Below are 12,812 nucleotides of genomic sequence, written 5' to 3'. Positions count from 1 at the left end.
AATAACATGAAAAGAATACATTTTATTATTTTCGCTCAGTTTGTTTCTAGTACTTTTATTGATGCACAAAAAACAAATTTAGCACTTTCCAAGCCGGATACTGATGATTATTTTGGGACTAAAATAGTAGACGATTATAGAAATTTAGAAGATTTAAAAGATCCGGCTACCATAAGCTGGATGAAATCTCAGTCGGATTATACCAATTCTGTCTTAGCTGCTATACCGAATAGAAGCTACTATTCAGACAAGAGAATAGAGTTTGATAAAAGACAGGGTTACTTTGTCTATGATTTAAGAATAACCAATAATGATCGATATTTTTATTTAAAAAGAAATGTTGCGGATGGTGAAGCAAAAGTGTATTACAAAAACGGAGCTCATGGAAAAGAAGAATTGCTTTATGATCCGGAAAATTTCATTTCTTCAAAAAAGTCAATAGACGACTCTAAAAAGAGCTTTGTTATCAATCTTATAAGTCCTAGTTGGGATGGAAGTAAGGTCGCTATTTCTTTAACCCAGGGAGGAAAAGAATTATCAGAAGTGATTATAATGGATGTTGATAAGAAATATGTGTATCCGCAAACCATTATCAATACGAATCCTTCTAATATTGGAGGAATTAAATGGCTGGATGATAACAACGGCTTTTTCTATGTTTATTATCCGGATGTTGATTTACAATCCAAAGAATTTAGAAAAAATACCCAGTCTATTCTTTATAGAATAGGTGAAAATCCGGGTGATCTGCATGATGTATTTTCAAATCTTAACAACCCTGATTTAAAAATCAGTAAAGATGAATATCCTGCCGTACTGACTTTTAATTCTAATGATCAATACTATATTGGAATATTGGTAGATGCGGAAAACTTTAGAAAAACGTTTTTTATTGACAAGAAAGATTTATTACAGGGAAAAAAGAGTTGGAAGCCACTATATGATAAAGAAAGTAAAGTAAGCTCTATCAAACTGTCCGGAAATGATGTTTATTTTTTATCAGGATATAATTCTCCTAATTATAAACTATGCAAAACAAACATTCTTACGAGAGCTTTTAAAGATCCGGAAATATTGGTTCCTGAAAAAAAAGATGAGGTTATGAAGCAATATGCCATTACGAAAGATGGTATTTATTATGTAACGACTAAAAATGGGGTGGAAGCAAAATTATATTTATATCAAAACGGGAAAGATAGTTTAATAAAACTTCCTTATGCTTCAGGGAGTGTTGACTTACAGGTAAAAGGACAATCTTCTTCTGATATATGGGTAACATGTTCCGGATGGGCTAATGAGGAACAACGTTTTAAATATGATCTTTCCACGAATACCTTTCAACCGGAAGATCTTGCACCTGTTATTGAATATCCTGAATTTAAAGATGTTATAGTAGAAGAAATTTCGGTGAAGTCTTATGATGGAACAGAAGTTCCAATATCTTTAATTTATAATAAAAATCTTAAAAAGAATGGAAAGAACCCATTGCTTATAGATTGTTATGGAGCCTTTGGACAATCGGCTGTACCTTTCTTTGCCCGAAGCTATTTATTATGGGCCGCCCAGGGTGGTGTCGTTGCAGTTGCCCATGTAAGAGGAGGTGGAGAGAAGGGAGTTCAATGGCATATGGATGGTCAAAAGGACAAAAAGCCTAATACCTGGAAAGATCTGATTGCTTGTGCTGAATATGTAATAGATCAGAAGTTGACGTCATCAAAGAAAATTGCCATTTGGGGTGCAAGTGCTGGAGGCATCGCTATTGGAAGAGCGATAACGGAAAAGCCTGAGCTATTCAAAGCGGCCATCTTGGAATCAGGAGTACTGAATACGATCAGATTTGATAATAATGGTATTCAGAAAACGAGTATGAAAGAGTATGGAAATCCTGTTGTTCCTTTGGAATTTCCGGCATTATTGGAAATGGATTCGTATCAGCATATTAAGAAAGGACAAAAATATCCTGCCACCCTTATATTAGCGGGAATTAATGATCCGAGAGTAGCGCCATGGCAGTCAGCTAAATTTTCTGCAAAATTATTAGCGAGCAATACATCTGGTAACCCCTCTTTATTAAATATAGATTATAAGGGAGGACATGGAGGAGATATTCCGGTGGTTCAACGATATGCAAACGTGTCCGATATATTTGCATTTGCCTTCTGGCAATTAGGACACCCCGATTACCAACCTAAAAAACATAACAAGAAATAAAATGTCACGTATTCCTTATCAATTTTTCGAGGAGTATATTTTTCGAACTCCACTATTTTCACGCAGTAAATTTCATGAGAATACAGATAAAGACGAGATTTCTGATGTAGATTTAAAAGAAATATATACGCATCCTGTTTTTCAGGAAGCTATTTATCTTGCTTCTCCATATTTACATGGAGAACTCAGGGATTGGCTCAATTCAGAAAAAGAACACTTACCTAAAAAATCACAAAAGCTAAAAAATAGCCTATTAAAATACTATATTAGAATGAGCACACGCTCCATTCCTTTCGGTCTGTTTACCGGAGTGGGATTAGGGAGGTTTGCTCAGGAAACATTCAATCCATTCGCTAAAGAACAGCGATTATTGAAGGATAATATTATTAGAGATACTAAACTGGATATGCATTTCTTAGTGAGCTTATCCGATTGTTTTACTAATGTTCCGACGATAAAGAATCAACTGTTATTTTATTCCAATAATAGTATTTATACCGTTGGTGATACTATTCGGTATATAGAATATGAGTATGCTGAAGGCAAAAGAGATTATATTATTTCTTCTGCCCCTTTCTCTGAGGAATTAAAGTCCATTTTAGATTTTTCAAAACAAGGCAAAACCATTTCGCAGCTTGCCGCTATTTTAGTTAATGAAGAAATAACAGAGGAAGAAGCTATAGAATTTGTAGAAGAGCTGATAGACAATCAGGTTTTGGTAAGCGAGCTGGAGCCTAATGTGTCAGGTATTGATTTTTTAGAAGTATTGATTGCTGTTTTAAACAAAATAGGAGAAAAAGAAATAACCCAGATTTTAGTTTTAATCAGAGAGCATTTAAATAAACTAGACTTAAATGTTGGAAATTCAACTTCAGATTATCATGAAATTGAAAAGTTGATTCAATCGATTTTAATTTCGAAAGGACAAACCCAAATTGAATACGAGCAAAAATATCTTTTTCAGACCGATCTCTATTTCGGAGATACATTAACCTTATCTTCTGAATGGAAAAAAAGATTAAAAGAAACCATCGTATTTTTAAACAAAATAACCTTATCCCAAAAAGAAACTTATTTAGACAAGTTTAAAAAAGCATTCCAGGAGAGATTTGAAAATCAGGAGATGCCTTTAGCTTATGTTCTGGATACCGAGGTAGGATTAGGTTACAGACAGGATCATCCGATCAAGGGAGTTCATCCCTATTTAGAAGACTTAGTACTGCCCGGTTCTCAGGAAAAACAACCTGTAAAAATTCAGCTTAATCCTTTCCAACAAATTTTAAATGAAAAATTGCAGGAAAATTGGGTAGACCGTAAATATTCCATTGAACTTTTTGATGAAGATTTCAAAGACTTTGAAGCAAAATGGGATGATTTACCGGATACCATTTCTTTTATTGCAGAGATGGTTTCAGAAAATAATCAGGAAAAGCTGGTAGTAGATTTGGGATCAGGCAATGCTGCTAATTTAATTGCAAGATTTTGTTCTGAAAAATCACAAGTACAAAACCTTACAAAAACAATTGCTATAAAAGAAGAAGAGCTGAACCCTGATTGTATCCTGGCTGAGGTGATTCATTTGCCCGAAGCACGAATAGGAAATGTGATCAGAAGGCCTATGCTAAGGCAGTATGAAATTCCATACCTTGCCCAATCAGTCCTAGCTGACGACCACCAAATACCTGTCAGTGACCTGTATATTTCTTTGAAAAATAATAGGATTGTTTTACGATCTAAGCGGTTAAACAAAGAGATCAAGCCGTATTTAAGTAATGCACATAATTATTCGGCTAACTCTTTACCGGTTTATCATTTCCTATGTGATTTGCACTCTCAGAATAAAAGACCTGGACTTTATTTTAATTGGGGGGATTTAAAAGACATATATCAATTTTTGCCTAGAATTGAATATAAAAATGCGATTCTCTCCAAAGCCTGGTGGAAAATTACAGAAAAAGAAATCGCCCAATCTTCAATATTTGAAAGCTACGAAGCTGATAATAAAGAGGAGCTATTGTCAGAATTAAGAATATGGAGAGCAAAAAGAAACATCCCGCAATGGATACAATGGGTGCAGTCGGATAATAAACTTACCATTAATCTTGAAAATTATGATCTGGCCAAAGTCCTCGTTGATACCATAAAAAATCTGAAATCGATTGTTATTGAAGAATTTCTATATAATGAAAACAGTGATTTTATGCACCAGTTTATTTTTCCGATGTATAAAGAAAATTAAGAAGCTATGAGAAAATTTATTCCCGGAAGCGAGTGGTTATACCTGAAAATATATACCGGTATAAAAATGGCCGACATTATTTTGGAAGAGCTTTTTAGTTCCTTAATACAAACACTTCAAGAGAAAAATTATATTTCTAAGTGGTTTTTTATTCGTTATAATGATCCGAAGCCACATCTGAGATTTAGACTGAAGCTCAACCGAAGTGAATACTATGATACAGTACTTGAAGAGGTTAACAAGGTCCTGAAAAAATATATAGACAGCGGTGAGATATCAAATGTTTTAATTGACACTTATACTAAGGAAATTGAACGATATGGTGAGAATACCATAGAAGATGCTGAAAGCTTATTTCATAAAAACAGTGAATGGGTTCTGCAATGTCTGTATTATGAAGATGTAGAAAAAATTATGGTCAGTCTATTTTATATAGATACAATGCTGGATAGACTACACCTTACCATTGAGGAAAGGCTGGAATGGATCAAATATTCCAATAATGCTTTTAAAAATGAGTTTAATGCCGACAAAAAACTGAATAGCCAGCTGGATAAAAAATATAGAGAATTCAAACCAAAGTTTTTAAAATTTATAGAATCTGAAGAATTTTCAGAAGAACGGGATGAGATTATCACTAATATCGAAGAAAGTAGTGAAGTACTACAGAGTATTCTAAATCATCATCAAGAGCAATCTTTGGGGCTATCGATGCAGAGTTTTTTCCAAAGTATCTTTCATATGAGTATCAACAGGTTGTTTATCTCTAATCAAAGATTGTTTGAAATGATCGTTTATGATTATATGCTGAGATATTATAAGAGTATTGCTTACAGGCTTTCTAATTAGGGTTTCGATATCTGATGGGATATATTTACTTTTGCCTTACGATATTGAATATATCCCAAATAAAAGATTAAAAAAACAAATTTCCAGTTAAAAAAATAAATGAAAAGAGCATATGTTATAGTCCTCGCTTATTTTGCTTCTTGTGCCTTCGTTCAAGCACAAAAATCGAATTTAGCACCTTCTAAACCGGTTACTGATGAATATTTCGGAACGAAAATAGTTGATGAATACAGAAACCTGGAAGATCTACAGGATCCGGCTACGATAAACTGGATGAAATCTCAGGCAGATTATGCCGATGGCATACTGGATAAGCTACCTTACAAAAAGTATTTTGTTGATGAAAGACTTAAATTTGACAAAAGAAGCGGGTATCAGGTATCTAATCTAAAAATAACAGGTGGAGATTTGTATTTCTATTTGAAAAAAGCAGGAGACGAAAAATTTCATAAATTATATTACAGAAAAGGATTTAAAGGAAAAGAAGAGTTTTTATATGATCCGGCTGCTTTTATTTCCTCATTTGATCCCACATCAAAACAGAAGCATAATTTCACGATTAATTTTCTAAGTCCAAGCTGGGATGGAAGTAAGATTGCTATTTCTTTATCCGAAAATGGAAAAGAAACTTCTGAAGTGATCATTATGGATGTTAAAACAAAACATATCTATCCCCAGGTAATTACTAACCTTGAACCTACCTCAGTGGGACAGGTAAAATGGCTGGAAGATAATAACAGCTTTTTTTATACCTACTTTCCGGTGATAGATTCAGACTCGCCGGAGTACACAAAAAATACAGAAGTAACTCTCTATAGATTAGGAGAAGATCCCAAAAAACGGAAAAATGTTTTTTCAAGAGTAAATAATCCGGAATTGGATATAGATGAAGGCCGATTTCCGGGTATCGTACAGTTCAATCAGAGAGACCCTTATTTTATTGGAAATTTGGGTGATGTAGATGCTTTTACTGATACGTTTATTATTGATAGAAAAGATTTTGATAAAGGTATTAAAAGTTGGAAGCCTCTGTACTATAAGGCAGACAAAGTATACGATAAAGAACCTGTGGGAAAGGAAGTCTATTTTATGTCGGGATATAATTCTCCCAATTTTAAACTTTGTAAAACCAATCTTGAAAAACCGGATTTCAAAAATCCTGAAATTTTAGTTCCGGAGAAAAAAGAGGAGACGATAAAGAGCTTTGAGGTCACAAAAGATGGGGTATATTATACCACTACGAAAAATGGAGTTGATGCCCGGTTTTATCTTTACAGAAATGGGAAAGATATTCCTATTCCATTACCATTTGTTGTCGGGAGTATATCGATAGAGACTAAAGGAAAGGACTATTCAGATGTCTGGATCTATTGTTCAGGATGGGCGAATGAAACGAGGCGATTAAAATATGATTTAAAAACGAACCGATTCGAAGAAGAAAACCTGGTTCCGTTGATTGCTTATCCTGAATTTGACGGTGCTGTTGTTGAAGAAGCAATCATTAAAGCAAGGGATGGAGTAGAAGTACCTTTGACCTTGATTTATGATAAAAACCTTAAAAAGACAGGGAATATTCCTGTTTTTATACAGGCATATGGCAGTTATGGAATTTTATCTGCCCCTTTCTTTGCCAGGAGCTATCTGATGTGGGCTAAGAAAGGAGGTATCTTTGCTATTGCCCATGTAAGAGGTGGTGGGGAAAAAGGAGAAAGCTGGCATAAAGCCGGTTACAAACAGACGAAACCCAATACCTGGAGAGATTTAATAGATTGTACTGAATACCTGATTAAAGAAGGCTATACTTCAAAGGAAAAGGTAGCGATATGGGGAGGTAGTGCAGGTGGTATTACTTCGGGAATGGCTATTATGGAAAGACCTGATTTGTTTAAGGCTGCGGTCGTTGATGTAGGATCTACCAATGCTATCAGAGGTGAAATCGCTCCTAATGGTCCCGGGAATGTTCCTGAATTTGGAACGGTAACAAAACCGGATGAGTTCAAGGCTTTATTAGCAATGGATGCTTTCCATCATATTAAAAAAGGAGAAAAATATCCTGCTACTTTGATCACAACAGGAATCAATGATAGTCGTGTTGTTTCATGGATGCCTGCAAAGTTTGCGGCCAAATTAATGGCAAATGATGCTTCTGATAACCCGATACTTTTAAAAATAGATTACGAAGGAGGACATATAGGCGGTGCTGATCTTGCACGTGCTTACGCTAATATGGGAAGTATTTTTGCTTTCGTAGCGTGGCAGCTGGGACTTCCGGGGTATCAGCCCACAGAAAAAATAAAAGAATAAAAATAGACTGAAACTATTTATTATAAAAAAGAACTTTTTGAAATTTCAAAAAGTTCTTTTTTATAATATGGGAAACATGGTCTGTTTTACTTTCCGCCGCCGCCGTTTTTCTCGACATCCGTCTTGGTGTTGGTCTTTACTTTCTGATTTCCAAATCGTTTTACAAATGAAAGGGAAAAACCATACCAGTCTGATTGTGTGGAATTTCTAAAAGTTCCGGCAGGACTGAAAGTTGTTGAATCAAAATTAGGCCTTTTAAAAATATTCATCAGCTGGAAGCTGACTTCCATTTGGGTTTTCGGGAATATTTTGGTCACAGAAATATTATGGAAAACGTTGGTGTTGTTAGCATAAGAATTTCCATTGTTCTGATTAGACACCTCTACCCATGCACTCAGGTTAATATTTTTGTTAAAAAGATTGGTATACGAGATATTGGTCGATCCACCCCAATAGCTGATGTATTTATCGCCCTCCAGTTTATTCTTTTCGTTAAAATCACTGTTATCAATATAATACCAGCCAAAGCCAACATTGACACTTAGTTTATTTTTCAAAAATGTCTGGTTGATGTTTGCAAAAACATAATACTTTTGAACCTTTCCACTGAAATTCCCTGGGTAGGTAACGGTTCTTCCATTTTCAGTAGCATAAGTAGTCCAATAATCCTGATCCGTATACATATACCTTGCGGAAATAAAGTATTTTTTTAAAATTCCAAATTTCATATAAAGCCTGTCACTTGGGTTAGGCTGCAAGTCGATATTTCCTCTGGAGTAAAACCCATCACTATTGGGTAAAAGGAATGGATTGAATTCCGTGTACCATGGACGCCAGATATTACGGTTATAAGTAAGACTCAGGTCATACTTGTCTGAAAAGTTGTATTTCAACAATATATTGGGAAGAAAAGTACCATAAGAATCTTTTCGTGAGGTACGGGCCACATCTTGCCTTACTTTGAAGGTAATGTATTCATAACGTAGCCCTATTCTGGTTTCCAGCTTCTTGAAAAAGGTTTTGCTGTACGTGGCATAAAGAGAGCTGATATTATCCTCATAATGAAAGTTATCATAAGTTCGTACAATACCATTATTCGTAAGTACAGAGAGATCATATGGAGCTACATTATTATTGAAATCCATTTTACCTCCTACCTCAAAAGTTCCTCCTGACTTACCCAAAGGCTGGGTGTAATCTACTTTTAGATAATAATTACGGGTTTGATTATGGGAATCGATTCCTATCTGACCCGGTGTTGTTCCGGTAGTGGTCGTTGTACTGGTGGTCAGGTCACTCATGTCTTTCTGAGAATCGTAATTAGTTCCAAGGTTAATATCTAAAATTTTGTTTTTCTCCTTATCATAGTATTTATAAAAGACATTGGTTCCTAACGTACGGCTTAATCCGGTTAAATCCTGAATCCTGTTATAGGAATCCTGAAACATATCATTGGCATAATTCGTCCCTTCCGCATCTGAGAAAGAAGACCTTTTGCTTTGGTAATATTCAAGAATAACTCCAACATTATTCTTATCATTCAATTCAAATTCTGATGTAGAAGATAAAGAAGGACTTTTGCTCCGATCTATATTTTTGGTAGTAAAATCTCTGACCGCATTATTTTCATATAAATTGTAAATATTCGAGTTATTCTGAGCCCAGGTGTTGTCACTGTAGCTACCAATAAAGGTTTGAGTAAATTTTTTCTTATGATAATTTAGATTAAAATTGGTATACTGAGAATTTTTTCTGTTTTGTCTGTTGTTTAAGGTAACGCTACCTTTCATTCCTTCATCATCTCTTTTTTTCAAAACAATATTGATGACTGATCCCGCACTTTCATAACGTGAAGAAGGACTGGTGATCACTTCAATTTTCATTAGATTATCTGCAGGAATAGTAGCCAGATATTCTTTTAATTCCTTTCCTGTAAAAACAGATTTTCGGTCATTGATGTAGACGGTGACTTTTTCACCTTCTGCTTTGATCGCATCATTATTATCAATGCTGACCAAGGGGGTCATTCTAAGGACATCCCAAGTTGTGTTTCCAGCCAGAATAGAACTGTTCGCAACATTAAAAACAGTTCTGTCTGTCTTAGATTCAACAGTCGGTTTCCTGACTGTAATAGAAACGGCTTCAATGTCTTTTTGCTTTATGGTATCTTTTTTTACCTGAGCTAAAGCTAAAGGAGCGGTTAATATAGCGATAGTAGATATTAGTCTTTTCATTATAATATAAGGGGTTTCAATTAGTAAGACAATTATCGCCGTAAATGTGTTACACCGAATGGTGAAAAAACAGGAAAATAAAATAAAGACAGTATAATGAAAATGAAATAGTATGAAAAAGAAGAGTGAAGTTTATTTTTGCAAAGAATTGTAAAAAAAACCTGCTCGTAGAGCAGGCTTTCCCTTATTATAAAAAATGGAACCACTCAGGTTCCGGATGATTTATCGGAATCAGGGTAAATCCTGTAGACGAATAACTGTTTTAACAAAACAGTTATTTATATATGCTTCGGTAAATTTTGACAAGGCAAACTTATCTTTTATAAAGATTAAAAAATTGTATGAAACCTCTCTTTTGTTGTAAGAAATATCATTGATACGGCCTTTCTTTCAGTACGCCTGAACATTTTTAGTTATTTTTTTAAAAACATGCCGGTAGCGCTCCTGCAGATTACTGCAAATATTTGTCAATGATTAAGAAACATTGTAGAAATTACAATTTCAGCTAATAAAATAGCTACAGAAGCTCCCTAATTATTCTTGGAATATAATACGGAATCCATTTTTGTATTCTCCATGAGGCTGGTAAAATTTTCATTGTAAATCTATATATTTACGAAAAATGTTAATATATAAATTGCGATATGAATTTTAACCGTGATAAAAATAAAGAAATAGTAAAACGTTTTAATAAGGAAGTGATTGAAAATGGTAATGTTGAGGTCTTTGAAGAGTTAATGGATGAGCATTTTATCAACCATTCTGCCCCAAAGGGGGCTGATAATGGAAAACAGGGTATGATTCATACTTTTAATTCCGTTTTACGGCCTGCAATGCCTGATATTCAGGTTACGATTCTTCAACAGGTTGCAGAGGATGATCTGGTGACCACGAGAAAGAATATTTCAGGAACGCATACCGGAGACTTTCTGGGAATTGGACCATCTGGCAGAAGGATAAGCATCGATGTTATTGATATCGTCCGTCTTAAAAATGGTAAGTATGTTGAACATTGGGGAATTAACAACTTATCAGCTGTTTTAACGCAGTTGAGAAATAATGAATAGTCAATTGAAAATCTTGTTTTCAACCATTAAAAAAGAGCCCTACTGATTAAGTGAGCTCTTTTTATTATTTTGGCTAAATGGCTAAAATTGTTGAACTGTTGAATCGTTATGAGCTGTTAAAAACATTAAATAGAATACTTTCTTTTATAGTTTACCATATTTAAACGATTTTACGATTTTACAAATTTGCGATTCTGCAATTCCGCAATTCCGCCTTTTGCCTTCGTAGCTATTAAACCACTTTCAAAGCAGATTCTAACGCTAGCTCGATCATTGGTTTCAATGCTGTTTCTCTTTGATCAGCTGAAATCTTTTCGTGTGTTGGAATAATATCCGTTACCGTAAGAATTGTAGCTGCGTTTTTCCCTAAATGCTGAGCATTAGCGAATAATCCGAAAGCTTCCATTTCAACAGCCGGACAATTATATTCTGTTGCAATTGCTGGAGTAGTTAGATCTTTTCTGTAGAAGATATCACTACTGTGGATATTAACTGCTTTGGTTTTTAATGAAAGTTCTTCTGCAGTTGTATTAATAGCATCAAAAATACTTCCCTGGTGAGAAAGAATATCGCCTTCAATTTCCCAGGCATATTTTGCATACGTACTCTCACTCGCTGCCTTTTCAACATTTAAAATATCAAAAACTTTCAAATCTGTTGTGTAAGCACCACAGGTACCGATTCGGATAATAGTTTCTACATCATATTCTGTATACAACTCGTACGAATAAATACCAATGCTTGGAAAGCCCATTCCGCTTGCTCCAACTGTAATTTCCTTTCCTTTATAAAGTCCCGTATAATACAAGATACCTCTTGTTTTACTGACTAATTTTGCATCCTCTAAAAAGTTCTCTGCAATATATTGTGCGCGAAGCGGATCTCCCGGCTGCAATACAACTTTAGCAATTTCTCCTTTTTTTGCACTAATGTGAATACTCATAATATTATTTTGAATGAGGGCAAAGATAATAACTTTTAGATTGACAATCCCACTCCGAGGAATAAGAGGATTCATTTCCTGTTCTTTTTTATCTTTGAATTTAGCCTGAGGAACAAATGATATTTAATGATGAATCATGCATATAAAAATTTTATTCTCAGAGAAATAATTTTATTTTTGTTAGAGTCTGTTTAAATTTTATTCAGTAATAATTTTATGGCGGATAATTTGACCATGTTTTCAGAGGATTCCATTAAGAGTTCATAATTTCTGCATAATCTTCTATCGTTATCAAACCAAGCAAATGTACGCTCTATAATCCATCGTTTATGAATTGGCTCAAACCCTTTTACTTTTTTGTCACTCCGCATTACGATCTGAATGATATAATTAAACTTAATTCTTATTTCCTCAATAATCTCTCCTCTATAACCTCCGTCCGCCAGGATTACCTGAAGCGGAATTAGTAAATATCGCAGTGTTTTGATCAGTAACAATGCAGCCTTACTGTCATGAACATTGGCTACACTTACCATTACGGCTAACAAAAAACCATTTTTGTCTACCACAACGTGTCTCTTGATTCCTTTTATTTTTTTACCTCCGTCAAAGCCATTGAGTGAACGGTTATTTCCCCAACGAACACTTTGACTGTCAATAATTCCTAAACTTGCCTGCGCTTTCTGACCCCTGTTTCGTCGTACTTCCTCTCTCAATTTTGATAATAATAAATCGAAAATCTCCAGATTTGACCATTTTGAATAATAGTAATAAACCAATTGCCATTTGGGAAAATCATGAGGTAAAAGTCTCCATTGACAGCCTGTTTTTACTAAATAACTGATAGCATTCCAAATGACAACCAAATCATATTTTCGTTTTCTGTCATCAAAATCTAATGCTTTTTTTATAAATTGCCACTGAGTTTGGGTTAAGTCTGTTGGATACATTGATGTTTTTTTCTT

8 protein-coding genes are annotated in these 12,812 nt (G+C 34.5%); 5 read left to right on the top strand and 3 right to left on the bottom strand.

Annotated features, from left to right (window positions below; genetic code table 11):
• Positions 1–6 precede the first annotated feature (6 nt).
• From CJF12_RS10425 to CJF12_RS10410, 4 genes are all read left to right on the top strand, one after another.
• Positions 7–2,211 carry a prolyl oligopeptidase family serine peptidase gene (locus tag CJF12_RS10425; protein ID WP_034687601.1) on the top strand — a complete coding sequence of 735 codons (2,205 nt, stop codon included), beginning with the start codon at positions 7–9 and terminating at the stop codon, positions 2,209–2,211.
• A gap of 1 nt (position 2,212) precedes the next feature.
• A complete protein-coding gene (locus tag CJF12_RS10420) occupies positions 2,213–4,450 on the top strand; it encodes a lantibiotic dehydratase family protein (protein WP_034687582.1) in 2,238 nt (745 codons plus the stop codon).
• Between the two features lie 6 nt (positions 4,451–4,456).
• Positions 4,457–5,299 carry a thiopeptide-type bacteriocin biosynthesis protein gene (locus CJF12_RS10415; protein ID WP_034687581.1) on the top strand — a complete coding sequence of 281 codons (843 nt, stop codon included), beginning with the start codon at positions 4,457–4,459 and terminating at the stop codon, positions 5,297–5,299.
• A 99-nt stretch (positions 5,300–5,398) separates the two neighbouring features.
• The gene (locus CJF12_RS10410; protein WP_034687580.1) at positions 5,399–7,603 is read left to right on the top strand and encodes a prolyl oligopeptidase family serine peptidase; all 2,205 of its coding nucleotides are present in this window, start codon (positions 5,399–5,401) and stop codon (positions 7,601–7,603) included.
• An 86-nt stretch (positions 7,604–7,689) separates the two neighbouring features.
• Here CJF12_RS10410 and CJF12_RS10405 read toward each other — a convergent pair whose 3' ends face one another.
• Positions 7,690–9,837, bottom strand: a complete 2,148-nt coding sequence (locus CJF12_RS10405; RefSeq protein WP_034687579.1) for an outer membrane beta-barrel family protein — start codon at positions 9,835–9,837, stop codon at positions 7,690–7,692.
• Between the two features lie 644 nt (positions 9,838–10,481).
• Here CJF12_RS10405 and CJF12_RS10400 point away from each other — a divergent pair.
• Positions 10,482–10,904, top strand: coding sequence for an ester cyclase (locus CJF12_RS10400; RefSeq protein WP_034687578.1), 423 nt, complete (start codon positions 10,482–10,484; stop codon positions 10,902–10,904).
• Between the two features lie 232 nt (positions 10,905–11,136).
• Here the strand turns inward: CJF12_RS10400 and deoD are convergent, their stop codons facing one another.
• Entirely contained in the window at positions 11,137–11,847 is a 711-nt protein-coding gene (gene deoD / locus CJF12_RS10395; protein ID WP_034687577.1) for a purine-nucleoside phosphorylase, read from the bottom strand.
• A 191-nt stretch (positions 11,848–12,038) separates the two neighbouring features.
• Positions 12,039–12,797: an IS5 family transposase gene (locus CJF12_RS10390; protein ID WP_095591055.1), complete on the bottom strand. Its 759-nt coding sequence runs from the start codon at positions 12,795–12,797 to the stop codon at positions 12,039–12,041.
• Positions 12,798–12,812 lie beyond the last annotated feature (15 nt).

The organism is Chryseobacterium piperi, assembly GCF_002285635.2.
GTDB lineage: Bacteria > Bacteroidota > Bacteroidia > Flavobacteriales > Weeksellaceae > Chryseobacterium > Chryseobacterium piperi.
This window is presented reverse-complemented; position numbering and strand designations above follow the sequence as displayed.

What these genes read in the sequence shown, in the direction of transcription:
- CJF12_RS10405 (WP_034687579.1), bottom strand. Translation starts at nt 9,837, where the DNA reads ATGAAAAGACTAATATCTACTATCGCTATATTAACCGCTCCTTTAGCT.
- CJF12_RS10420 (WP_034687582.1), top strand. Translation starts at nt 2,213, where the DNA reads ATGTCACGTATTCCTTATCAATTTTTCGAGGAGTATATTTTTCGAACT.
- CJF12_RS10415 (WP_034687581.1), top strand. Translation starts at nt 4,457, where the DNA reads ATGAGAAAATTTATTCCCGGAAGCGAGTGGTTATACCTGAAAATATAT.
- CJF12_RS10410 (WP_034687580.1), top strand. Translation starts at nt 5,399, where the DNA reads ATGAAAAGAGCATATGTTATAGTCCTCGCTTATTTTGCTTCTTGTGCC.
- CJF12_RS10400 (WP_034687578.1), top strand. Translation starts at nt 10,482, where the DNA reads ATGAATTTTAACCGTGATAAAAATAAAGAAATAGTAAAACGTTTTAAT.
- CJF12_RS10390 (WP_095591055.1), bottom strand. Translation starts at nt 12,797, where the DNA reads ATGTATCCAACAGACTTAACCCAAACTCAGTGGCAATTTATAAAAAAA.
- CJF12_RS10425 (WP_034687601.1), top strand. Translation starts at nt 7, where the DNA reads ATGAAAAGAATACATTTTATTATTTTCGCTCAGTTTGTTTCTAGTACT.
- deoD (WP_034687577.1), bottom strand. Translation starts at nt 11,847, where the DNA reads ATGAGTATTCACATTAGTGCAAAAAAAGGAGAAATTGCTAAAGTTGTA.